This window comes from Micromonospora sp. NPDC047670 (assembly GCF_043204915.1).
GTDB lineage: Bacteria > Actinomycetota > Actinomycetes > Mycobacteriales > Micromonosporaceae > Micromonospora.
In genome coordinates this window covers 86,618-109,449 of the sequence record NZ_JBIDDA010000010.1, presented here as the reverse complement: position 1 = coordinate 109,449, position 22,832 = coordinate 86,618, and the positions used below count along the sequence as shown (strand labels likewise).

The 22,832-nt window shown below is 75.7% G+C and carries 19 protein-coding genes; 4 read left to right on the top strand and 15 right to left on the bottom strand.

Going from position 1 to position 22,832, the window contains the following annotated elements; genetic code table 11:
• Position 1 precedes the first annotated feature (1 nt).
• From alaS to ACGF7U_RS23125, 6 genes are all read right to left on the bottom strand, one after another.
• On the bottom strand, positions 2–2,680 hold the full coding sequence (gene alaS, locus ACGF7U_RS23150; protein WP_393109829.1) for an alanine--tRNA ligase: 2,679 nt from the start codon (positions 2,678–2,680) through the stop codon (positions 2–4).
• Positions 2,677–2,982: a hypothetical protein gene (locus ACGF7U_RS23145; protein ID WP_393109827.1), complete on the bottom strand. Its 306-nt coding sequence runs from the start codon at positions 2,980–2,982 to the stop codon at positions 2,677–2,679. Before ACGF7U_RS23145 ends, alaS begins: the two co-directional genes overlap by 4 nt.
• A gap of 26 nt (positions 2,983–3,008) precedes the next feature.
• Positions 3,009–3,470 carry a DUF948 domain-containing protein gene (locus tag ACGF7U_RS23140; RefSeq protein ID WP_393109825.1) on the bottom strand — a complete coding sequence of 154 codons (462 nt, stop codon included), beginning with the start codon at positions 3,468–3,470 and terminating at the stop codon, positions 3,009–3,011.
• A 149-nt stretch (positions 3,471–3,619) separates the two neighbouring features.
• A complete protein-coding gene (locus ACGF7U_RS23135) occupies positions 3,620–4,243 on the bottom strand; it encodes a hypothetical protein (protein WP_393109977.1) in 624 nt (207 codons plus the stop codon).
• A gap of 2,552 nt (positions 4,244–6,795) precedes the next feature.
• A complete protein-coding gene (locus ACGF7U_RS23130; protein ID WP_393109823.1) occupies positions 6,796–8,310 on the bottom strand; it encodes a replication-associated recombination protein A in 1,515 nt (504 codons plus the stop codon).
• Between the two features lie 76 nt (positions 8,311–8,386).
• The gene (locus tag ACGF7U_RS23125; protein ID WP_350708997.1) at positions 8,387–8,599 is read right to left on the bottom strand and encodes a hypothetical protein; all 213 of its coding nucleotides are present in this window, start codon (positions 8,597–8,599) and stop codon (positions 8,387–8,389) included.
• 148 nt (positions 8,600–8,747) lie between these two features.
• On the opposite strand from ACGF7U_RS23125, the gene ACGF7U_RS23120 reads away from it, so the two are divergent.
• A complete protein-coding gene (locus ACGF7U_RS23120; RefSeq protein ID WP_393109821.1) occupies positions 8,748–9,488 on the top strand; it encodes a GNAT family N-acetyltransferase in 741 nt (246 codons plus the stop codon).
• 303 nt (positions 9,489–9,791) lie between these two features.
• Here the strand turns inward: ACGF7U_RS23120 and ACGF7U_RS23115 are convergent, their stop codons facing one another.
• From ACGF7U_RS23115 to ACGF7U_RS23095, 5 genes are all read right to left on the bottom strand, one after another.
• Complete coding sequence (locus ACGF7U_RS23115; protein WP_393109819.1) at positions 9,792–11,183, bottom strand: MFS transporter; 1,392 nt, start codon at positions 11,181–11,183, stop codon at positions 9,792–9,794.
• Positions 11,180–11,776, bottom strand: a complete 597-nt coding sequence (locus ACGF7U_RS23110) for an ArsR/SmtB family transcription factor (RefSeq protein WP_393109818.1) — start codon at positions 11,774–11,776, stop codon at positions 11,180–11,182. The genes ACGF7U_RS23115 and ACGF7U_RS23110 overlap by 4 nt, the downstream gene beginning before the upstream one ends.
• A gap of 120 nt (positions 11,777–11,896) precedes the next feature.
• Positions 11,897–12,712 (bottom strand): SDR family oxidoreductase, encoded by an 816-nt coding sequence (locus tag ACGF7U_RS23105; RefSeq protein ID WP_393109816.1) that lies wholly within the window; start codon positions 12,710–12,712, stop codon positions 11,897–11,899.
• Between the two features lie 194 nt (positions 12,713–12,906).
• Complete coding sequence (aspS, locus tag ACGF7U_RS23100) at positions 12,907–14,712, bottom strand: aspartate--tRNA ligase (RefSeq protein WP_393109814.1); 1,806 nt, start codon at positions 14,710–14,712, stop codon at positions 12,907–12,909.
• Positions 14,713–14,858: 146 nt separating this feature from the next.
• Positions 14,859–15,545 carry a hypothetical protein gene (locus ACGF7U_RS23095; RefSeq protein ID WP_393109812.1) on the bottom strand — a complete coding sequence of 229 codons (687 nt, stop codon included), beginning with the start codon at positions 15,543–15,545 and terminating at the stop codon, positions 14,859–14,861.
• Positions 15,546–15,933: 388 nt separating this feature from the next.
• Here ACGF7U_RS23095 and ACGF7U_RS23090 point away from each other — a divergent pair, with 388 nt between their 5' ends.
• Positions 15,934–16,629 carry a hypothetical protein gene (locus ACGF7U_RS23090; RefSeq protein WP_393109810.1) on the top strand — a complete coding sequence of 232 codons (696 nt, stop codon included), beginning with the start codon at positions 15,934–15,936 and terminating at the stop codon, positions 16,627–16,629.
• Between the two features lie 9 nt (positions 16,630–16,638).
• Here ACGF7U_RS23090 and ACGF7U_RS23085 read toward each other — a convergent pair whose 3' ends face one another.
• Together ACGF7U_RS23085 and ACGF7U_RS23080 are read right to left on the bottom strand one after the other, a co-directional pair.
• Entirely contained in the window at positions 16,639–18,246 is a 1,608-nt protein-coding gene (locus ACGF7U_RS23085) for an MFS transporter (RefSeq protein WP_393109808.1), read from the bottom strand.
• 103 nt (positions 18,247–18,349) lie between these two features.
• Positions 18,350–19,399: a S1 family peptidase gene (locus ACGF7U_RS23080; protein ID WP_393109806.1), complete on the bottom strand. Its 1,050-nt coding sequence runs from the start codon at positions 19,397–19,399 to the stop codon at positions 18,350–18,352.
• Between the two features lie 254 nt (positions 19,400–19,653).
• Here ACGF7U_RS23080 and ACGF7U_RS23075 point away from each other — a divergent pair, with 254 nt between their 5' ends.
• Positions 19,654–20,484 (top strand): GDSL-type esterase/lipase family protein, encoded by an 831-nt coding sequence (locus ACGF7U_RS23075; RefSeq protein ID WP_393109804.1) that lies wholly within the window; start codon positions 19,654–19,656, stop codon positions 20,482–20,484.
• A gap of 56 nt (positions 20,485–20,540) precedes the next feature.
• Here ACGF7U_RS23075 and ACGF7U_RS23070 read toward each other — a convergent pair whose 3' ends face one another.
• The gene (locus ACGF7U_RS23070; RefSeq protein ID WP_393109802.1) at positions 20,541–21,017 is read right to left on the bottom strand and encodes a winged helix-turn-helix transcriptional regulator; all 477 of its coding nucleotides are present in this window, start codon (positions 21,015–21,017) and stop codon (positions 20,541–20,543) included.
• A 56-nt stretch (positions 21,018–21,073) separates the two neighbouring features.
• Between ACGF7U_RS23070 and ACGF7U_RS23065 the strand changes: the two genes are divergently transcribed.
• Positions 21,074–21,589 carry a PaaI family thioesterase gene (locus tag ACGF7U_RS23065; protein ID WP_393109800.1) on the top strand — a complete coding sequence of 172 codons (516 nt, stop codon included), beginning with the start codon at positions 21,074–21,076 and terminating at the stop codon, positions 21,587–21,589.
• 243 nt (positions 21,590–21,832) lie between these two features.
• Here ACGF7U_RS23065 and ACGF7U_RS23060 read toward each other — a convergent pair whose 3' ends face one another.
• Entirely contained in the window at positions 21,833–22,765 is a 933-nt protein-coding gene (locus ACGF7U_RS23060) for an acyl-ACP desaturase (protein WP_393109798.1), read from the bottom strand.
• Between the last annotated feature and the right edge of the window lie 67 nt (positions 22,766–22,832).

Below are 22,832 nucleotides of genomic sequence, written 5' to 3'. Positions count from 1 at the left end.
CTCACGCCTCGGCGATCGCCTTCTCGACCGTGAGCAGCAGGTTCGGCGCCTCGGCCGCCGGCAGGCCGCCACCCTGGGCCAGGTCGGGGCTGCCGCCGCCGCGCCCGGAGAAGGCCGCCTTGACCAGATCGGAGGCGGCCAGGCCCCGGCCGCGGGCAGCCGGGTTCACCGCGACCACCAGGGAAACCTTGCCTCCTGCCCGGGCCGCCACCGCGACGACCGCCGGCCGGGCCGGGTCGATCTTGCCCCGGATCTCCTGGGCCAGCGTCCGCACGTCGTTACCGGCCGCGCCCTCCGGCGCCTCGGTGCCCACGTACGCCACGCCCCGCACGTCCTTCGCCTGCGCGGCGAGCGCCGCCGCGCCGCCGAGCACCAGCTGGGCCCGGAGCTTCTCCAGCTCCTTCTCGGCGTCGCGAAGCTGCGTCACGGTCTGCTCGACCCGGTCGGCGACCTGGTCGTTGGGCACCCGGTACAGCTCCGCGAGGCGGGACACCAGCAGGTGCTCGCGAGCCAGGAAGTTGAACGCGTCCATGCCGACCAGCGCCTCGACCCGGCGGACGCCCGAACCGATCGACGACTCGGAGAGGATCTTGACCAGGCCGAGCTGGCCGGAGCGGGCGACGTGGGTGCCGCCGCACAGCTCCCGGGCGTAGTCGCCGACCTCGACGACCCGCACCTCCTCGCCGTACTTCTCGCCGAACAGCGCCATCGCGCCGATGCGCCGCGCCTCCTCCAGGGAGGTGATGAACGCGTGCACCTCCAGGTCGGCGAGGAGCACCTCGTTGACCTGCTGCTCCACGTCGCGCAGCACGCTCGGCGCCACCCCGGTCGGGGTGTTGAAGTCGAACCGCAGCCGGCCCGGGGCGTTCAGCGACCCGGCCTGGGTCGCGGACTCGCCGAGGAAGTTGCGCATGGTCTGGTGCACCAGGTGGGTCGCGGTGTGCGACCGGGAGATGGCCCGCCGGCGGGTGGTGTCGATCTCCGCGTAGCCGGTCTCCCCCGCCCGCACCTCGCCCCGGACCACCCGGGCGCGGTGCACGATCAGGCCGGGCACCGGCTGCTGCACGTCGAGCACCTCGACCTGGCCGCCGCCGACCGTGATCATGCCCAGGTCGGGCTGCTGCCCGCCGCCCTCGGCGTAGAACGGGGTGGCGTCGAGCACCAGCTCGACCGTGTCCCCCTCGACCGCCGCCTGGCGGGGGCCGTCGACGCCGAGCACCGCCCGGACCGTCGACTCGCGGGACACCTCGCTGTAGCCGGTGAAACGCACCGGGCCGCCCGAGTCGAGTACCGACCGGTACGCCGACAGGTCGGTGTGCCCGGTCTTGCGCGCCTGCGCGTCGGCCTTGGCGCGGGCCCGCTGGTCGGCCATCAGCCGGCGGAAGCCCTCCGCGTCGACCGCCAGCCCCTGCTCGGCCGCGATCTCCAGGGTCAGGTCGATCGGGAAGCCGTACGTGTCGTGCAGCTGGAACGCCTTCTCGCCCGACAGGCTGGACTTCCCCGCCGTCCGGGTCTCGGCGATCGCCGTGTCCAGGATCGTCGTGCCGGCGCGCAGGGTGGACAGGAACGCGTCCTCCTCCGCGTACGCGTAGTCCGCGATCCGGTCGAAGTCGGCGGCCAGCTCCGGGTACGACGGGGACATGCAGTCCCGGGCCACCGGCAGCAGCTCGGGCAGCGCCCGCTCCTGCCAGCCGAGCAGCCGCACCGCCCGGATCGCCCGGCGCATGATGCGCCGCAGCACGTAGCCGCGCCCCTCGTTGCTCGGGGTGACCCCGTCACCGATCAGCATCAGCGCCGTACGCACGTGGTCGGCGATCACCCGCAGCCGGACGTCGTCCGGGTGCGACTCGCTGGCGACGTGGCCGGATTGGGCGCCGTAGCGCTTGCCGGTCAGCTCGGCGGCCTTGTCGAGGATCGGCCGGACCTCGTCGATCTCGTAGAGGTTGTCGACGCCCTGGAGGATGGAGGCCATCCGCTCCAGGCCCATGCCGGTGTCGATGTTCTTCGCCGGCAGGTCCCCGAGGATCGGGTAGTCCTCCTTGCCGGTGCCCGGACCCCGCTCGAACTGCATGAAGACGAGGTTCCAGAACTCCATGTAGCGGTCCTCATCGACCGCCGGGCCGCCCTCGCGGCCGTACTCGGAGCCGCGGTCGTAGAACAGCTCGGAGCAGGGGCCACACGGGCCGGGAATGCCCATCGACCAGAAGTTGTCCGCCTTGCCCCGGCGCACGATCCGCTGGGCGGGCACGCCGACGGAGCGCCAGATGTCGAACGCCTCGTCGTCGTCGAGGTAGACGGTGGGCCAGATCCGCTCCGGGTCGAGACCGAACCCGCCCTGCTCCTGCGACTTGGTGACCAGGTCCCAGGCGAGCGGGATCGCCCCGTCCTTGAAGTAGTCACCGAAGGAGAAGTTGCCGTTCATCTGGAAGAACGTGCCGTGCCGGCTGGTCTTGCCGACCTCGTCGATGTCCGGCGTACGGATGCACTTCTGCACGCTGACCGCCCGCCGGTACGGCGGGGTCTGCTGCCCCAGGAAGTAGGGGACGAACTGCACCATGCCGGCGTTGACGAACAGCAGGTTCGGGTCGCTGATGGCGGGCAGCGGAGCGGACGGCACCACGGCGTGGCCGTTCGCCTCGAAATGGGCGAGGTACCGCCGCTTGATCTCCGCCGTCTTCATCGCTGGTGTTCCTCCGGAAAGATCTCTCGGTCGCCGACGCGCGGGTCCTCCCGCAACTCGGCGAACTGGTCGTCGAACGCCTCACCCTGGGCGAACGCCTCGTGGATCTCCTGCTCGCGCTCGGCCATCGCGATGCGGACGTCCTCCACGAAGCTACGCAGCGACTCCGCCAGCCCGCCAGCGGATTCGGACAACGTGCTGGCGATGCCGGCGGGGGTGTACGCCTGCGCGGTGCGGGTCGCCTTGCGGACCACGACCACGCCGACGGCCAGCCCGATGCCGAGCCAGAACAACCGCCTCATTCTCGTGCTCCTCCTGGTCGTGGCCGTCAGCGGTTGCCGCGCTTGGCGGCCCGCCGCTGCTGCTTGATGGTGTCGCGCACCTCGCGCTCGGTCTCGGCGTGCCGGCGGGCGGCGGCGGCCTTGCGGACGCCGTAGCCGAAGGCGGCCACCTTGACCAGCGGGTTCGCGGCGGCGGCGGAGACGACGGTGGCCAGGTTCGCGACGTTGGCGGTGACGTTCTGCGCGTGGCTGGTCATGGTGTCGACCTTGGCGAGCTGCAGGTTCACCCCGTCCAGGGAGGTCTGCACCTGCTCCAGGGCGGTGTTCACGTTCCTGACCGTGGTGTTGACGTCGCCCAGCAGCGGCGCGGTGCGGTCGTTGAGGTCGTTGATCATCCGGGTGGTGGCGTCCACGGTGTGCCGCAGCCGCAGGATGGGCAGCGTCAGGATCAACACCAGCATCGCGAACGCGATCGCCGCGATCAGCGCCGCGACCTCTCCAAAGTCCACGCCTGTCCTCCTCAAGCAGGGTCCCGGGGACCGGACGTCCCCGGAACGCGCGACCGTCTTGCCCACACCGCCGCTCGGCGACCCAGGGGGTCAGCGGGAGCAGGCGGATCCGCCAGCCCCAGACCCTACCGTCCGTGATGGAAACCGGCTCAGGACGGTGAGGGTGTCAGTTCGCCGAGCGGATCCTCGCTGAGCGTCGGGAAGGGGTCCTCTCCGGTCAGCGACGGGTCGGTGCTCGGCTGTGGCCGGGTCCGCTCGTCGTCGATCGCGTTGCGGACCTTCACCGAGACCAACGATCCGGCGCACTGCTCCGCAGCGGCCGAGGGGTCGGGCGACGGCACCACGGCCGGCTCCCCGTCCACCGGCGGCGGCACGCAGGTCCGCTCGCGCACCCAGAGGTCGAGGGTCAGCTCGTCGCGACGCCAGCAGGTGTAGCTGCCCTTCTCCTGCTGCTCGGGGCAGCGGGTCACCCGCCACGGCCGCCAGCCGTCCTCGGTCAGCGCCCGCTCGTAGACCCGCGCGGTCTCCTCCGGTGGCCGCTCGGAGGTGATGGTGCGCTCGCGCAGCCGGCAGTCGAGCAGGCACCACCTGCTGCCGCTGACGTCGTCGACCGTCTTCACCGCCGCCCAACCCGGCACGTTCAGCTCGTCGAGGGTGTCGAAGACCGGGTCGCGGCTGAGGGTGCGGATGCCGAAGAAGAGCGGGATCGCCCCGAGGAGCACCACGCTGACCAGGGCCAGGACGCCCATCCGCAGCCGCCGCCGCTCGCGCATCTGCCGCCGCAGCTCCGACCGGGCGCCGCGCAGCCCGCCGGGGGCGGACGCGTCGTCGTCGGGCGACTCCGACTCCGCGGCCCGCCGCAGCGCCGGCCCGTCCACCGGCCCCGGCCGCGTGGCGGCCGGATCGACGGACGGTACGGCCGCGGCGGCACGGGCCACCGCCGGCTCGCCGGCTCCCGGCGGTGGCACCGGCGGGACGCCCGACGGCTCCGGTCGCCCGGACTCGCGCTGCGGCGGGAGGGCGCGGCCGGCGGCCCGGTCCTCCGGTCCGGGGCGCGGCGCCGGGGCGGCGGCCCGGGCCACCCCGGGCTGGCCGGCCGGGCCGGGCCGGGGACCCGCGCCGGACGTCGGCTCGGGTCGGTCCCGCCCGTCGGCGGGCGGCCGGGCGGGGCCCGCCGCGGCCGCGGCGGGCCGGGCCGGAACCGGCGCGGGCGTGCCCGTCCGGGCGGGGCCGGGCGGCGTGGCCCCCGGCCGGCGCGGGCCGGCCGGCCCGGCGGCGCCCGGCGCAGTCGTGGTGGCCGGCGTCTCGCCGGCGTGGGCGGCCCCGGCCGGCGGGACGGCGGCGCTGGCGGCGCCGGCCGGCGTCCCGCCCGCGTGGGCGGCCCCGGGCGGGGGCACGGCGGCTCGGCCCTGGCCGGGCGTGGCGTCCGGTCGCGCGCCGCCCCGGACCGGTCGGCCCTGGGTTGTGTCCGGACGGGCCCGGCCGCCGGGGCGGGCCTCGCCCGCAGCCGGTCCGGCCGGCGCGGGCGGTGGCCCGGCCGGCGCCGGTCGTGCGGCGCCCCGGGCGGGCGGCGGACCGGAGTGTGCGCCGTCGGCCGGCCGGGGCGGTTCACCGCCGGGCCGGGCCCGACCCGTCACCTGTCCGGTGTCGTCGCCGGGGCGCGGCGGCTGCGCGGCGGGCCGCGCCCGGCCCGTGGGAGCGCGGCCGCTCCCGGCGACGTGCCGCTCCGGCGCGGATGCCACCGGCGGCCCCCCGGCAACGGGTGGCGCCGCCGGCCGCGTGACGGTCGGCAGGGCGGGGTCGGTGTGGTGGGTGCGGCCGGCCTGCCGGAGCCAGTCGGCCGGGCGTTCCGGTCGGCCGTCCCGGGGTTCCGCGGGGCTGGCCCGCCGCCGGCCCGACTCCCCGTCGCCGGGTGCCGCGCGGCGACCCGGCACCGGATCCTCTCCCTCGCCCGGGGTTGCCCGGTGCCCCCCGGTCGGTCCGGTCACCCCGTCCGGCCGGCGGGCGGGCGCCGGTGCGGCGCCGCCGTCCGCGGCCCGACGCGCCCGGGCGGAGGGGCCGGCGTCCTCGGTCACGGGCCGGCCCCGGCTCGGCGTATCCGCCTCCTCGGGCGCGGGCCGCCGACCACGTGGAGCGGGGCCGCCCTGCGGAGGCACCGACCCGACGGCGGGCGCGGACGGCGCGCCGGGCACCGGCGGGGCGTTGCCGGAGCGGGGCACGGACGGCTCGTCCGGCTCGGTGGCGCGGCGGCGGCCGGCGGTGGGGCGGCGGCGGTCGGTGGCGCCGCCCACCGGCGCACCGCCGGGGCCGGCCGCCGGGGTGGCCGACGCCGCGTGCCCGGTTCCCTCCGCCGGCGCGGGGCCGCCCGCATCGACCGGTCCGCGCCGCATCCGGCCGGACCGGGGGTCGCGCTCGTCGGCCGGGGTGGCACGCGGCTCGCCGGTCGGCGGGCCGAGGGGCGGGACGGCGCCGGGCGGCGGAACGCCGACCCGGGCGGCGCCCACGGAGCCGCCCGGACGACCCGAGGCACCCGCCGCCGGCACGCCGCCCGGCGCGGGGGCCCGCCCGGGACGCCGGCCCGGTGGTGGTTCCACCGGCGCTGCCGTGTGCGGTGCGCCCGGGGGACCCACCGGCGGGCCGGCGGAGGGCCCGGACCGGGGGGCCGCGGCGGGACCCGGGTGCGGATGGACCGGTGGGCCGGCCGGCGGACGGGCGGCCGGGACACCGGTCGGCGGGCCCGCCGGCGCGCCGGCGGACCGGCCGCCCGGTGCGCCGCTCGTCGGGCCGGCGGACGGGCGCGGGCCGGCCGACACGCCGCCCTGCGGGCCGGACGGAGGGCCGGTCGGTGGGCCCGAGACGGGCCGCGGGCGCCGGTCGGCGCCGTCGGGCCCGGGCTGCGGGCGACCCGCCGGGGCGTGGCGCGCGGGCGGCGCGGGGGCGGCCCCGGACGCGGGAGCCGCCGGGCCGACCGGCCGGGGCTCCGTGGCGCCGGGCCAGGGCCCGTCCGTCGGCCGGGCGCGCGGGGGTTCCGCCCCGCCGCGACGGACCGGAGGCGCCGCGGCCGGACCGGGGGCGCGGTGGGGCGGCTCGGCCGGGCCGGGAGGCGTCGGCGCGCCCGCGGGCGGGCCGGGCTCCACCCCGCCCGGCCCCAGCTCGGTCCGCTGCTGCTTGGCCGAGCGCAGGTCGTCGATCCAGCCGAACTCCTCGCCGCTGATCGGCTCCTCGGGCTCGGCCTCGGCCTTGCCCCGCCCCCAGCGGCGACCCTTGGCGCGGGAGTCGCGCCGCTCGTCCGGGCCGTCCTCCGGTCGCTCCGAACCACGCGATCTCACTGCTGACCCTCCTCGGCGGCGTCACTGCCGCCCTCTCGCGCCGCGCCGGCGCCGCCCGGGTCCGCCGGGCGGCGGCCGTTTCCCGCCGGTCCGCTCGCCACCGCCACCGGCGCCTGCGGCGGCGCGACCGGGGCCGGCAGCCCGCGGACGATGCGGCGCAGCAGCGGCAGCCGGGTGGCCACCGCCCGCTCCGCGCCGTGCTGGCTGGGCCGGTAGTAGTCGGTGCCGACGAGGTCGTCGGGAGCGTACTGCTGGGTGACCACGCCGCGCTGGTCGTCGTGGGGGTAGCGGTAACCGGTGCCGTGGCCCAGCCCCTTGGCGCCGGAGTAGTGCGCGTCGCGCAGCCCGCGCGGCACCGGCCCGCCCCGGCCCGCCCGCACGTCGGCGATCGCCGCGCCGATCGCGGCGGTGGCCGAGTTCGACTTCGGGGCGGTGGCCAGGTGGATCACCGCCTGGGCGAGGTTGAGCTGCGCCTCGGGCAGCCCGACGAACTCGACGGCGTGGGCGGCGGCGGTGGCGACGCCGAGCGCGGTGGGGTCGGCCATGCCGACGTCCTCGCTGGCGAAGATGACCAGGCGGCGGGCGATGAACCGGGCGTCCTCGCCGGCGACCAGCATCCGGGCCAGCCAGTGCAGCGCCGCGTCCACGTCCGAGCCGCGCATGCTCTTGATGAAGGCGCTCGTCACGTCGTAGTGGGCGTCGCCGGCGCGGTCGTAGCGCACGGCCGCCACGTCGACCGCCTGCTCGGCGGTGGCCAGGTCGATCCGCCCGGCGCCGAGCGCCGTCGCCGAGGCCGCCGCCGCCTCCAGCGCCGTGAGCGCCTTGCGCACGTCACCGGCCGCGAGGCGGACGAGATGGTCCTCGGCCTCGGACTCCAGGCTCAGCGCGCCGCCGAGCCCCCGCTCGTCGGTGACCGCGCGGCGCAGCAGGCCGCGCACCGCCGCGTCGTCCAGCGGCTGGAGGGTGAGCAGCACGCACCGCGACAGCAGGGGTGAGATGACCGAGAAGTACGGGTTCTCGGTGGTCGCCGCCAGCAGCGTGACGGTGCGGTCCTCGACGGCGGCGAGCAGGGAATCCTGCTGGGTCTTGCTGAACCGGTGCACCTCGTCGATGAAGAGCACGGTCTGCGGGCCGCCGGAGCGGCGCTGCCGGCGGGCCGTCTCGATCACCGCGCGCACGTCCTTGACCCCGGCGGTGAGCGCCGACATGGCGACGAAGCGGCGGTCGGTGGCGCGGGCCACCAGGTGCGCGATGGTCGTCTTGCCGCTGCCCGGCGGTCCCCACAGGATGACCGACATCGGCGCGCTGGCGGAGACGAGCTGGCGCAGCGGGGCGCCCGGCGCGAGCAGGTGGTCCTGCCCGACCAGCTCGTCGATGCTGCGCGGGCGCATCCGGACCGGCAGGGGCGAATCCTCCCCCACCGCCGTGAAGCCGTCCACACCTACGGAACCCGCGGGCGCGGGGGGCGCTCCGGCGGGCTCACCGAGGGAGAAGAGGGCGTCGGACTCCATCACGAGAACAGTACCGGTCCCGCCCCAGCGCGCCGGAAGCGCGCCGCGGGGCGGGACCGCTGATGATCGTTTACGGTCAGCCCCGGCCCGGACGCCGGCCCCGGTACCAGCGGCCGCCGCCCCCGCCGCGCGGGGCGCTGCCGACGCCGGCCAGGTAGAGCGAGAGCAGCAGCAGGCCCAGCATCAGCAGGGTGGACGGGTTCAGCAGGTCCGGCGCACCGAGGTTGGTGTCGAAGAGGTCGAGGAGCAGGGCGAAGCCGAAAACGATCGCCGCGAGAATGGCGAGCATGTCGTTCCTCCGGTGGGGGTTCCCGATGGGTCGGCGCGGGATGTACCCGATCGGTCCGCTCGCCAATCTCCACCGTGGACCGGCCCGGCCCCGCAAGGTCGTCCGGGGTCCGCCGACGGGGGTCCGACGGGCGTTCTAGGCTGGCAACATGATCATCGCCGACCAGGTCCTGGAGGGGCGGGACGCCATCCTGGCGGCCGCCGGCCACCACCCGTACGCCCGGCACTCGCTCTGGCTCGGGGAGCAGCCGCGCGGCTGGCGGCGCGACGACGCGGTCGGCTGGCTGCTCCCGGCGGACCACGGCCCGGCCGGCGGCGCGGTCGGCGCCCCCGGCCCGGCGGTCGACGTCTTCGCCGACCTCGTCGCGCGGGGCGTGCTGCGCCCCGGCCAGTGGCTGCACCTGCCGCGACTCGACCCGGCGGCGCTGGCCGGCCGGCTGGCCGTGGCGCGGCACGACGAGTGGGACTTCCTCTGGGCCGCGACCGCGCCGCCACGCCAGGCCGCGGAGGAGCGGGTGGTCCGGCTCACCGAGGCCGACCACCCGGCGCTGGCCGCGCTGATCGACGAGTCGTTCCCGACCACCACCTCCCGCCCGGGCGACCCCCGGGTCGTCGACTGGTACGGCATCCGCGACGGCGACCGGATCGTCGCCTGCGGGGCGGACCGCAGCCGGGGCGACGTCGGATTCCTCGCCGGCCTGACCGTCGCCCCCGAGATGCGGGGCCGAGGGCTGGGCGCGGCGCTGACCGCCGGGATGACCCGGGCGTTGTTCGCCCGCCACGACACCGTGGCGCTCGGCGTCTACACCGCCAACGTCGGGGCGATCCGGCTCTACCGGCGGCTCGGCTTCACCGGCACCCTGGCCCGCAGCTCGGTGCACCTGGCCTGAACGGTCGGGGGGGGGCCCCCCCGCGGGGGGCCCCCCCCCCGGGGGGGCGGCGCCGCCCCCCCGGGGGGGGGCCCCCCCCGGGGGGGGGCCGGGCGCCCCGGCCCGGCCCCCCCCCGCGCCGGGGGCGCGGGCCCCCCGGGTCCCGCGGCGGGGGGCCCCCCCCGCCCCCGGCCCCCGCCGGGGGGGCCCCGGGGCGGGGGGGGGGGGCGGGCCCCCCGGGGGGGGGCCCCCCCCGACCGTGCTGCCGGACGCCGACATCGCGGATGGCGCCCGAGCCGTGTGGAACGCGGCGAGCAGGGACCGTCAGCCGCCGGGCGCGGGCGCGGCGTCCGCCTCCGGCCGTCCACCCACCGACTGGCGGCAGTCGTCCCCCGCCCCCGGCGGGCCCGACCCGGTCTCCGGCGCGGAGCCGGTCGCGGGGACGGCACCGGACGCGGGGCCGGTGTTCGCAGCGGGGGCGGGGTGACGGCCGGCGCGCCAGGCGGGCAGGTAGAGCGGGGCGGCGACGGCCAGCACCACCGCGCCGACGAGCATGGCGGTGCTGACGCTGACGGCGTCGGCGAGCGCCGTGAGCACGATGGCGCCGAGGGCGAAGCCGGGCTGGCCCATCATCGAGTTGAGCGAGATCACGCTGGTGCGGTACGGGCCGTCGACCTGCCGGTGCAGCAGACCCATGTGCAGGGGGTTGGACGCCCCGTGCACGGTGTAGCAGGCGAGGTAGGCGACCAGCACCCCGGCCGGGCCGGCGAGCAGGCCCATCCCGACCACCGTCACCCCTTGCAGGATCCGCAGCAGGGCGGCGCTCGGCGCGGCGCCCAGCCAGCGCAGCAGCAGCGGGGTGAGCGCGGCGCCGGCCGCCCCGGCCAGCCAGGCCGCCGAGTTGGCCGGCCCCAGCAGGGCCGCCGCCCGGTCCGGGTCGCCGACCACCTCGGCGAGCCGGACCGGGAGCAGCGACTCGAACGTGACCATGCCGAAGCCCCAGAACAGCTCGACGGAGACCAGGGCGAGCAGGACCCGGGAGCGGCGCAGCAGCCCGAACGCCTGCCCGACCATCCGCGGCGCCTCGGCGACCGACGCCCGCAGCGCGCCGGCGCCCTTCGCCGGGCCGACCTCGCGCAGCAGCACCAGCAGCGCGACCAGGGCCACCACCTGGAGCGCGGCGGCGACGAGCACCGGGACGGTGAGGGCGCTGACCGGCCCGACCGGGCCGAGCGCGACCAGCCCGCCGCCGAGCAGCGCGCCGGCGCTGATGGCCACGCCGATGACGGTGCCGGCGTAGCCCAGGCCCGGCTCGTACTCGGCCTTCGGGTCCGCGGCCAGGGTGGCGTCGACGTACCAGGACTCCAGCGGGCCGCTGTCCAGCGCCCGGAAGACACCCTGCAACGCCCAGACCAGGAAGAACAGCGCGAACGAGTCGGCGACCGCGAAGAGCGCGAGCGCGGCGAGGTTTACCAGCCAGGCGGCGATCAGGACCGGGCGGCGCCCGAGTGCGTCGGCGAGCCCGCCGGTGGGCAGCTCCAGCGCCAGCACGACCAGCCCCTGGGCGACGGAGACCAGGCCGATCTGGGACAGCGTCAGGCCGCGCTCCTGCATGAGCAGGATCATCACCGGCACCATCAGGCCGGTGGGCAGCCAGCGCAGGCCGTGCAGCACGAGGAAGCGGCGGCGCACCTGGCGTACGGACAGCGCGCTCACCGCTTCCCCTCCACCCGGGGGAACGCGGCGAGGAAGACGTGCACGGACCGGGCGTCAGGCTCGTCGGGCGTCGCCTCGTCCCGATAGCGCATCAGCAGCTCCCACAGCTCGTCGTTGAGCGCGCGGAGCCGGGCCGGTCCCAGCGACAGCATCATGTCCCCCATGCCGGCGGCGTCCCGCCACTCCCGGGACCAGCCGGCCGCGGCGGCCATCCACCGCTCGGCCTGCTCGGCCAAGAGCCGCACCTGGTCGCCCTGGATCCACTCCACCGCCGCCCGGGCATCGGGGTCGTCGTCGAAGTCCGTCGGCTCGAAGTTGCTGATGTCGTGCGCCGCCCGCCACCACCGCTGGCGGGAGGTGCCCCGGTCGGGGTCCTCGGTCACCAGCCCCACCTCGGCGAGCTGCCGCAGGTGGTAGCTGGTCGCCCCGGTGTTGGTGTCCAGCTTCTCGGCGAGGGTGGTCGCTGTCGCCGGGCCGTCCACGCGCAGCGTGCCGAGCAGCCGCATCCGCAGCGGATGGGCCAGGACGCGGACCTGCCGGTTGTCGAGGTGGACGGCGCGCGGTGCGTCCGGGGGCGGGGATGCGTTCTCCATGGGACGCACACTATCTCTGCACAGTTTCTATGCACAAGAGTTGTGCATAGAAACTGTGCAGCTGTCGGCGACGTGGATCGTGGGCCGGCGAGCAGCCAGCCGGCGCGGTGGCCGGGCGGGTCAGGCGGCGAGCAGTTCGCGGATGCCGCGCAGGCGGGTCGGCAGCAGGGCGGCGGCGCGGGACGAGTCGAGGCGCACCTCGGCGGGGCGGACCAGGCCCGAGGAGGCGCTGGTGGTGGTCTTCAGCCCCGCCGGGTCGAGGCCGAACCGGGCGGCCACGAGCAGCCCCATCTCGGCCCGGCTCACCGCGTCCGGCCCGGCCACGTTGAGCGGGCCGGCGTACGTGTTGCCGGCCAGGTCGAGGACGGCGGCGGCCAGGTCGGCGACGTCGACCGGGCACCGGATCTCGTCGGTGAACAGGGCGGCCCGCCCGGCGAGGGCGTCGAGGCAGAGCCGGATCTGCTTGCTCCGCTCGTCGCCCACGATCAGCGAGGTGCGCACCAGCGCCGCGCCCGGATCGATCGCCCGCACGGCGGTCTCGGCCGCCGCCTTCGCCGCCCCGTACGGGAAGACCGGGCTGGGCGGCTCGTCGTCGGCGTACGGCTCGGGGCGGCCGGCGTGCAGCGCGTCGCTGGACAGGTGCACCAGCCGCGCCCCGACCTCGGCGACCGCGTACGCGACATGGGCCGCGCCGTCGGCGGTCACCGTCCACTCCGCGTACCGGTAGGGGGTGCTGACCACGGCGTCGGGGCGGACCCGGGCGACCAGGTCGCGCACCGCGGCCCGGTCCGTCACGTCCAGCCGGCGCGCGTCGACGCCCGGCACCTCCACCCCGCCCGAGTGGTACGTCCCGACCACCCGCTCCCCCGCCGCGACCGCCTGCCGGCAGACCTCACCGCCGAGGTGCCCGCTGGCCCCCACCACGAGCAGCGTCACGCCGCCCCCTCTCCTCGCGTCGGCGCCCCGGACCCGACTCGCCGCCCGGGCCGACTCCACGCCTCCGGGCCCGGGCCGGCGACGTCGCCCCGGCCCGCCGAGGCGACCGTCCCGCGCCGGGAGGCCCGCGTCAGGGCGCTTGGCGAATCATGACGCAAGCCTCCCGGTTCGGCGGGGAACCGGGCCGGAACCGGTCAGGTCGGGTCGGCGACCCGGGCGGCCGGGCCGGCCGTGCCGGTGTGCGGCGCGGCGGCCGGCTTCGGCTTGGCGTCGATGCCGGCCTCGGCGCGCTGCTGGGTGGTGATGGGCGTCGGCGCGCCCGTCAGCGGGTCGAAGCCGCCCCGGGTCTTCGGGAAGGCGATCACCTCGCGGATCGAGTCCGCGCCGGCGAGGAGCATGCAGACCCGGTCCCAGCCGAAGGCGATGCCGCCGTGCGGCGGGGCGCCGTACTTGAACGCCTCCAGCAGGAAGCCGAACTTGTCCTGCGCCTCCTCGGGGGTGATGCCGAGCAGGTCGAAGACCCGCTTCTGCACGTCACCCCGGTGGATACGGATCGAGCCGCCACCGATCTCGTTGCCGTTGCAGACGATGTCGTACGCGTAGGCCAGCGCGCGGTCCGGCGCCTCCTCGAACCGGTCGACCCACTCGGCGTTCGGCGAGGTGAACGGGTGGTGCACGGCGGTCCAGCCGCCCTCGTCGGTGCGCTCGAACATCGGCGCGTCGACCACCCAGCAGAACGCCCAGGCGTTCTCGTCGACCAGCCCGGCCCGCTTGGCGATCTCGATGCGGGCCGCGCCGAGCAGCTCCTGCGCCTCGCGGGTGTTCGTGCTGGCGGCGAAGAAGACCGCGTCGCCCGGCTTGGCGCCGACCGCGTCGGCGAGCCCGCCCAGGTGCTCGGCGGAGAGGTTCTTCGCCACCGGCCCGCGCGCCTCGCCGGTCTCGGCGTCGAGCACCACGTACGCCAGGCCGCGCGCGCCGCGCGCCTTCGCCCAGTCCTGCCAGCCGTCCAGTTCCTTGCGGCTCTGCGACGCGCCGCCCGGCATGACCACCGCGCCGACGTAGCCGCCGGCGTCGATCGCCCCGGCGAAGACCCGGAACTCGGTGCCGCGCAGGTAGTCGGTCAGCTCGGTCAGCTCGACGCCGTAGCGCAGGTCCGGCTTGTCGGAGCCGTACCGGGCCATGGCGTCGTGCCAGGTGATGCGCGGGATCGGCCGGGAGATCTCGTGGCCGGCCAGGTCCTTCCAGAGCGCCGCGACGATCGCCTCGCCGAGGTCGATCACGTCGTCCTCGGTGACGAAGGACATCTCGATGTCGAGCTGGGTGAACTCCGGCTGCCGGTCGGCGCGGAAGTCCTCGTCGCGGTAGCAGCGGGCGATCTGGTAGTACCGCTCCATGCCGCCGACCATCAGCAGCTGCTTGAACAGCTGCGGCGACTGCGGCAGCGCGTACCAGCTGCCGGGCTGCAGGCGCACCGGCACCAGGAAGTCGCGAGCACCCTCCGGGGTGGACCGGGTCAGGGTCGGGGTCTCGATCTCCAGGAAGTCCCGCTCGTGCAGCACCGCGCGGGCGAGCTGGTTGGCCCGCGAGCGCAGCCGCATCGCCTTCGCCGGGCCGCTGCGGCGCAGGTCGAGGTAGCGGTAGCGCAGCCGGATGTCGTCGCCGGCCTCGACCTGGTCGTCCACCGGCAGCGGCAGCGGCGCCGCCTCGGAGAGCACTTCCAGCTCGGCGGCGGTCACCTCGATCTCGCCGGTCGGCAGCTCCGGGTTCTCGTTGCCCTCGGGGCGGCGGGTCACCTCGCCGGTCACCCGGACGCAGAACTCGTTGCGCAGCGCGTGCGCGTCCTCCTCGCGGAACACCACCTGGACCACGCCGGAGCCGTCACGCAGGTCCACGAAGATCACGCCGCCGTGGTCACGCCGGCGGGCCACCCAGCCGGCGAGCGTCACCGTGGTGCCGGCGTCCGTCGCGCGCAGGCTGCCGGCGTCATGGGTACGGATCACGACTTGCGTCTCCTCATCTGCGGTCCACCGTTACCCCTGGCATTCTGTCAGCCTCCCCGGGCGGAGGTCCGCGCCACCCGTCGACGCGCTCGTGCTCCGTGCCGCGTCGACGGGCGGCTCGACGACGGCACGCCGGGCCCGGCGCCTCAGTCCTCCCGGATGTTCCAGGCGCTCGCCTTGACGACCACCGCCCGGTCGTTGCTGATCGAGACGACCTCGACCAGCACCGTCCGCCACTCGTCGCGACGCTCCCGGGCTTCCCTGAAGCTGGTACGGATGCAGAGCCAGGCGCCCTTGCGCAGCGGCACCTCCGCGTTCTCGGCGATGGGCGCGGCACGGATCGCCTCCGCGCACTCCTGCGGCCTCATCCCGGCGCGCGCCGCCTCACTGCCCTCCACCCCGGTGCCCAACAGCACGTACGGCGCCCCCGCCTGACAGCCGGGATGCAGCGTGAGTTCCGAGCCGTTGGAGCCGACGTTGGCGCGCGGCTCGTCGAGGTCGACGCGCATCTCGGTGAAGCACTCCGCCGGCTTGAGGGTAAGGCTCTGCGCCTCGTACCACGGCTCGTAGACGGTCTGTGCGTTGAGTTCGGGGGGCTCCCCCGGCGAGCGCGGCGCCTCCCCCGGCGCGCCCCCACCGTCGGGCGTGGGCGCCGATCCGGCCGGCTCCGCTGACGGCGACGCGCCGCCGCCGACGGGCGCAGCGGGGGGCGCGGCGACCGGCGAGCGGGCCGACGCGATGTCCCGGGCCGTGTTCGCCTGGTCGAGCGCCCGCCAGGAGAGGACGGCGGACCCGAGGGCGGCCAGCAGGGCCAGCGACGCGATGCCGATCACCAGTACGCCGAACCGGGTGACCCCGGAGCCGCCACGGTGCGGCCCGAACGGGGGTGCGGCAGGCGCCCCGGGCGGCACCGGCGGCTGCGGAGCCCCGGCGCCACCCTTCGGCGGCGCGGGAGGCGTCATTCCGTGCGGTTGACGGGTGGCAGGGGTGGGTGGGTGCGGGGACGATTCCCGCTGATTGTCGGGCTGGTTCACGCCTACTACCTCCTGCAATGGCAGAGGTCAATTCGGGAGGGCCGGGCCGGCAGTTCTCGGTGTTCCGGGTCGGCACGGTATCAGCAACCCGCCACGGCCCGGGCGGAGTATTCTTCGCCAACGCGGCGAGACGATGCCCGTCAACATCCGCGCCGCACTTCGCCACGGTGGAAGGACAACGCCGGACATGACGAGTTCCAGCCAGGCACCGACGCCGCCGTCGGACCGGGAGCCATCGGCGGGCCGGGGCGCACGGGTGGCCGCGGTGTTCACCGCGGTGGGGGTGCTGTTCGCGGCGCTCGCGCTCGCGCGGGACGTGTTCGACTGGCGAGTCGGGCCGGAGACCGCGGCCCCGTCCGCGGCGGCGACCGGCGTGTCGGTGGCGGGTTCGGCACAGTCCACCGCAGCCGGGCCGGCCACCAGCCCGCAGGCTTTTCCGCCGGCGACCGTCCCGTTGGACACGCTGCCGGTCGAGGCCGGCTCCGCCAATCTCGTCAAACTGCCACGACAACTGGCCGACCGTCCGGAATACGAACGGCCAATCGTCGTCGGTTGTCCGACAAATGCCGGTGCGGACAAGCAGCGGGACGTCGCCTTCCGGTTGCAGCGTCGTTTCCTCGACCTGAAGGCGACCGTCCGGCCGCACTTTCCGTCACCCGATGATCGCGAGGGCGTGGTGCTCGTCTATGCGCAAGTTGCAATACGCAAAGCCGACGGCACCGTCTCCCGGCTGACGCGGGGGCAGCAGTTCGACGCGCGCATGGCCACCCCTCGCGAGCTCGTCGCGGACGTCGAGGGCGCCGACGAGCTGATCCTGCGGGTCCAGTGTCAGTACCCGGGTGGATCGATCGTCTTCACCGGCGCCACCGTCAGCCGTATTTGACCGGCCTGGTCAGTCGCGCGGGTCGGCGGGGAGCAGGTGGTTCACCACGACGTCCCCGACGGTCAGCGCCCGGGCGCGCTCCTCCGCCCCACGGTCCGCGCCGGTGAGCCGGCCGCCGTGCTGGCGCAGGTGCTCCTCCCAGGACGGCACCTGGTAGACCTCGACGAAGCCGTGCTCCCGCTCCCCCGTGCGGAACAGCCCCCACCGCATCGCTCCGGTACGCCGGCGCGACCGGCCCACCAGCCGCATCGCCTCGACGAACTCGGCCTGCCGCTCGGGCGGCACCGTGTACGAGACGGTCACCAGCACCGGGCCGGTGCGCGGGTCCGCGGGCAGCGTCAGGTGCGGCTCGGGCCACCACACGGCCGGGTCGCGGTTGATGCCCCGGGTGTCGCGCAGCGGCCAGAACGGCACGGTCGCCGCGCCGGCCGCCATCAGCGCCGCCGCCACGGCGAGCGCGACCACGAGGCCGGTCATCTCGCCCAGGGTGCCCCAGGCCACCGCGCCGAGCGCCTGCCCACCGGCGAAGACCATCTGGTAGACCGAGAGCCCGCGGGCGCGTACCCAGCCGGGCAGGAAGAGCTGCATCGCGGCGTTGACGCTGGACAGCACGGTCATCCAGGCCATCCCGGCGGGCACCAGGGCCAGGGTGACCGGCACCGGCCCCGGCGCGAGGGCGAGCACCCCCAGGACGGCGGCGTAGACCAGCCCGGCCAGCAGGAGGAGCCGGCTGGTGGTGAGCGCCTGCCGGAGCCGCGGCAGCACGAGGGCGCCGACCACCGCGCCGACGCCGAGGGCGGCGAGCAGCACGCCGTACCCGCCGGCGCCCAGGTGCAGGCGGCGGCTGGCGACCAGGGGCAGCAGGGCCCACAGTGCGCTGCCGGGCACCACGAACAGCGCCGCGCGCAGCAGGATCCGGCGGACCACCGGCGAGTGCCGCACGTACCGGCCGCCGGCGCGCAACGCGGCGGTGAACCGCTCCGGCAGGTCGTCGCCCTGGGGCCGCTCCGGCCGCCAGCGCAGCAGGGCCAGCGCGAAGACGGCGAACGACACCGCGTTGACGGCGAAGACGGTCGCGACGCCGGCCCGGGCCACCAGCACGCCCGCCACGGCCGGCCCGACCGCGCGGGCCAGGTTCACGCTGATCGAGCCGAGCGCCGAGGCGGAGACGAGCTGTGACCGGGGCACCAGCTCGGGGATGACCGCCTGCCACGCCGGCAGGGTCAGCGCCTGACCGACGCCGAGGGCGAAGGTGAGGGTGAGCAGCAGCGCCGGCGGCATCCGGTCCGCGGCGGTGAGCCCGGTCAGCAGTACGCCGACGGCGGCCAGGAAGCACTGCACGCCGATCAGCAGCCGGCGGCGGTCCAGGGTGTCGGCCAGCGCGCCGGCGGGCAGGGCGAGCAGCAGCACGGGCAGCATGCTGGCGGTCTGCACCAGCGACACCAACGTCGAGGCGTTGGCCTCGTCGACGAGCAGCCACTGCGCGCCGACGGTCTGCATCCAGGTGCCCACGTTGCTGGCCAGCACCGCCAGCCAGAGGCTGCGGAACGCGGCGAGCCGCAGCGGGGCCCAGGCGGACGCGGCGGGTTCGGCGGGCGGGGTCACGGGGGCGCTCACCGACCGGAACGTACCCCGGCCGACCCGCTCCAGTCCGGCGAACCGGGCCCGGGCACGCGGGCGGGCCGCCGGAGGATCCGGCGGCCCGCTGGCGTGCGACCGGTCAGAAGATGCTGACGCCGTAGCGGCTCAGCGCCTCGGTGACCGGCTGGAAGTAGGTGGTGCCACCGGTCCGGCAGTTGCCGCTGCCGCCGGAGGTGAGGCCCAGGGCGGTGGAGCCGCTGAACAGCGAGCCGCCGCTGTCGCCCGGCTCCGCGCAGACGTTGGTGCGGATCAGGCCGGAGACCGAGCCCTCGGCGTAGTTCACCGTGGCGTTGAGCGCGGTCACCGAGCCGCCGCGCAGGCCGGTGGTGCTGCCGGAGCGCTGCACGGACTGGCCGACGTACGCGTTGCCGGCGGCGGTGATGTCGCGGTAGCTGCCGTTGTAGAGGTAGACGTCGCCGGCCGCGTTGGCGGAGTTGTTGTGCCGCACGATGCCGTAGTCGTTGCCCGGGAAGCTGCTGCCGGTGCGGGTGCCGAGCAGGTTCGTCTGGGCGGAGTTGCTGTACCAGCTGGAGGAGATGTTGGTGCAGTGCCCGGCGGTCAGGAAGTAGTAGGTGGTGCCGCTGCGGACGTTGAAGCCGAGGGAGCAGCGGCCGCCGCCACCGGCGTAGATGGCCTGGCCGCCGGAGATCCGGGTGCTCAGCACGCCGGCCTCGGCCTCGATGCGGATCGCGCCGTTCATCCGCGCGGCGGCGGCCTTGACGCGCTCCAGCTTGGCGCCGGTGACCGTGCTGTCGACGGAGACGACGACCTGGTTGGTGGCCGGGTCGGTCCACCAGGCGGTGCCGGGGATCTTCGCGGAGCGGTCCAGCTCCGCGGTGGCGCGGGCCAGCTCGTCGGCGCCGCGCTTGACGATCTTCGGGGTCGCGCCGGCGGCGCTGACCTGGCGGGCCGCGGCGGCGTCGGTCACGGTGACGACCATCTTGCCGCTGGCGTCGGCGTACGCACCGGCGGACCGGTCGCCGAGGCGCTCGGCGAGACCGGCGGCGGCGTCCGGCGAGGCGAACGCGGGTGCGGCCTGGGCGGGCGCGCCGATCAGCGAGCCGGCGACCAGGGCTCCGGCCGCGGCGATGGTGGCGGCACGACGGAGCGAGGACCTCGTGGGTCGCATGCAACAACCTCCAGGGAGGGGGTGACGGGCCCGCGTCGGGGGCGACGGGACCGGGGACCATGCCGGCCGATCTGGGGAAACCGGCCGAGCTGAGTGAAGTATTCACATACTTAAGATCGTAGGCAAGACCCGACTTTGTCCTTTTCGCCCCGGCTGCTTCCGTCGCCGGCCGGAAACATTGTGGACACAGACGCACGTCTATACGCTCTGTTCACCGCACCGCCACCCTCGGCACCCGCGATCCGGAGGCCACCGTGAAGCCCTTCCGACGACTGCTCGTCCCCCTCGCCGTAGCCACCGCCCTCGTCCTGCCGGCCGCCACCCCGGCCGCCGCCGACCCCGGCCCGCCACCGACCTCGATGGCCAGCCTCGGCGACTCGATCACGCGCGGCTTCAACGCCTGCGGCTGGTACGTCGACTGCACCTCCCGGTCGTTCAGCACCGGTGACAACTCCACGGTGAACAGTCACTACCTGCGCATCCGCGCGACCAATCCGGCCATCGACGGCCGCAACCACAACGACGCGCGCAGCGGCGCGAAGTCCGCCGACATGTACGGCCAGGCCGGCACCGCCGTCAGCCAGGGCGTCGGCTACGTCACGATGCTGATCGGCGCCAACGACGCCTGCACCGGCACGGAGGCGGGGATGACGCCGGTGGCCACCTACCGGGCCAACATCGACGCCGCGCTCAACCGCCTCAAGGCCGGACTACCCGACGCCCGGGTGCAGCTGATCAGCGTGCCGGACATCCACCGGCTCTGGTCGGTCGGCAAGGACAGCGGCAGCGCCCGCAGCGCCTGGTCCCTGTTCGACGTCTGCCAGTCGATGCTCGCCAACCCGACCTCCACGGCGCAGGCGGACGTGGACCGGCGCAACCGCGTACGCCAGCGGGTCGTCGACTACAACACGCAGCTCGCCCAGGCCTGCGCCGCGTACGGCCCGAACTGCGACTTCGACGACAACGCCGTGTTCGGCTACCCGTTCACCCTCAGCCAGCTCTCCACCTGGGACTACTTCCACCCGAACGCCAGCGGGCAGCGGGTCCTGGCGAGCGTCTCGTACGCCGCCGGATTCGGCTGGTGACAGGCCGGTCCTGACGCGCGGACGGCGACCACCGTCCGCGCGTCGCCGTGCCGGCCTCACCCGGCGCGGCGGCGCGCCCCGGGCCCCGGTCGCGGCACCACGTCGCGGGGCCGGGCCACCTCGTGCCCGCGCTCGCAGCGCAGCTCGACGCGCACCTGCGCGCCGCAGTCACGGTGCGCGACGGTCAACGGCGAGCCGTCCGGGTCGGCCAGGTAGCGGTCCCCCCAGCCGAGGACGGCCACCAGCACCGGCCAGAGGTCGAGCCCCATCTCGGTCAGCCGGTACTCGTGGCGCACCCGGCTGCCCGGCTCCCGGTAGGGCTCGCGCCGCAGCACCCCCCGCTCCACCAGCATCGCCAGCCGGTTGGTGAGCACCTGCCGGGGGATGCCGGTGCGCACGCGCATGTCGTCGAAGCGACGGACGCCGTTGAAGACCTCGCGCAGGACGACCAGGGTCCACCGCTCGCCGAGGACCTCCATCGCGCGGGCGATGGTGCAGTTCTCGACCGACCAGTCCAGTGCCGCGGGTCTCATACGCTCCAGGCTAGGTCTGATTGACAGACTCAGCAACGCGCTGCCAGGGTGGGTCCATGACACAGACGCAGGGCCCGGCGCGCAGCCGTACCTTCTCGTGGTCCGACCCGGGCATCAACGCCGCGCACCTCGGCCGGCGCGGCGGCCTGGAGCTGCTCCGCGCGATGATCGCCGGCGAGCTGGCGGCACCGCCGATCATGCACCTGGTCGACATATCCCGGATGGAGGCCGACGAGGGCCGGGTGGCCGTCGAGCTGGTCCCCCAGGAGTTCCACTACAACCCGCTCGGCACCGTGCACGGCGGGGTCATCTCCACCCTGCTGGACACGGCGGCGGCCTGCGCGGTGCACACCACGCTGCCGGCCGGGGTCGGCTACACCTCGCTGGACCTGAACGTGAAGTTCCTCCGCCCGGTCACCGTCGCGAGCGGCACGCTGCGCTGCGAGGGCACCGTCGTCCAACGGGGCCGCCGCACGGCCCTGGCCGAGGCGAAGCTGCTCGACGCCCAGTCCCGCCTGGTCGCCCACGCCACGTCCACCTGCCTCCTCTTCCCCCTCGACCAACCCGCCTGACCCCCACCCCCCACTCCGTCGGTCCCGCACCGTCGGCCCAAGGCCGTCCGTGCCGCACCGTCGGCCCACGGCCGTGCGTCCCGCATCGTCGGCTTGCGGCACGCGGAGTCGCGGCGCTCGCCCGGGCACAGCGTGCGGGAGCGCGGGCAGGGATCGGGGGTGGAGAGACGCTCCGGGCGTGGCCGTCGTCGAGAGAGCCAGCGACGGCCGCGCCCGGAGTCCCGGGGCCGGAAGGGTCGGCGGTCAGCGGGCGGCGAGGCGGGCGGCGCGGGCCGCGCGCTTCTCCTCGAAGCGGGACGCGGCGCGCTCCAGCTCGTCGAGGTGGGCCGCGATCTGGTCGCGGGCGGCCTCGCCGTCGGCGTCCAGGCCGGCCACGTTGAACACGTCCCACTGGCGCAGCACCGGAACGAGCACCTCGTCGCGGTGCTGGCGCAGGTCGTAGATGCCGGCGAGGGCGATGGCCACCGACTTGCGGGCGAAGCCGTCGATGCCGTTGCCCGGCATCTGGAAGTCGGCCACCACGTCGGCGACGGCCCGCATCGCCTGGCTCGGCGCCAGCTCGAAGGCCGCCGCCAGCAGGTTGCGGTAGAAGACCATGTGCAGGTTCTCGTCCGCCGCGACCCGGGCCAGCAGCGCCTCGCAGGCCGGGTCGCCGGTGACGCGGCCGGTGTTGCGGTGCGAGATCCGGGTCGCCAGTTCCTGGAACGAGACGTACGCCAGCGAGTGCAGCACCTCGTCGTCGTGCACGTTCTGGTAGCCGGCCGACATGTGCGTCATCCGCGCCCGCTCGAGGGCCACCGGGTCGACGGCCCGGGTGACGGTCAGGTAGTCGCGGATGGCGGTGCCGTGCCGCCCCTCCTCGGCGGTCCACCGGTGCACCCAGGTGCCCCAGGCGCCGTCCCGGCCGAACAGCGTCGCGATCTCGTGGTGGTACGAGGGCAGGTTGTCCTCGGTGAGCAGGTTGACGATGAGCGCGGTGCGGGCGATGTCGGGGATGGTCGAGTCGGTCTCCGCCCACGCCTCCCCGCCCAGCGGCCCGTCGAAGGTGCGCCCCTCACTCCAGGGCACGTACTCGTGCGGGAACCACTCCTTCGCCATGGACAGGTGCCGGTCGAGGTTCTTGGCGACGACGGGCTCGAGTTCGAGGAGCAGGGCGGTTTGGCTGAGTACGGTCACGACGATCTCCCTACGGTGGCGTAACTTACGCCACCGTAGGTCCGATCGGCCGTACGCGCCAGTAGCG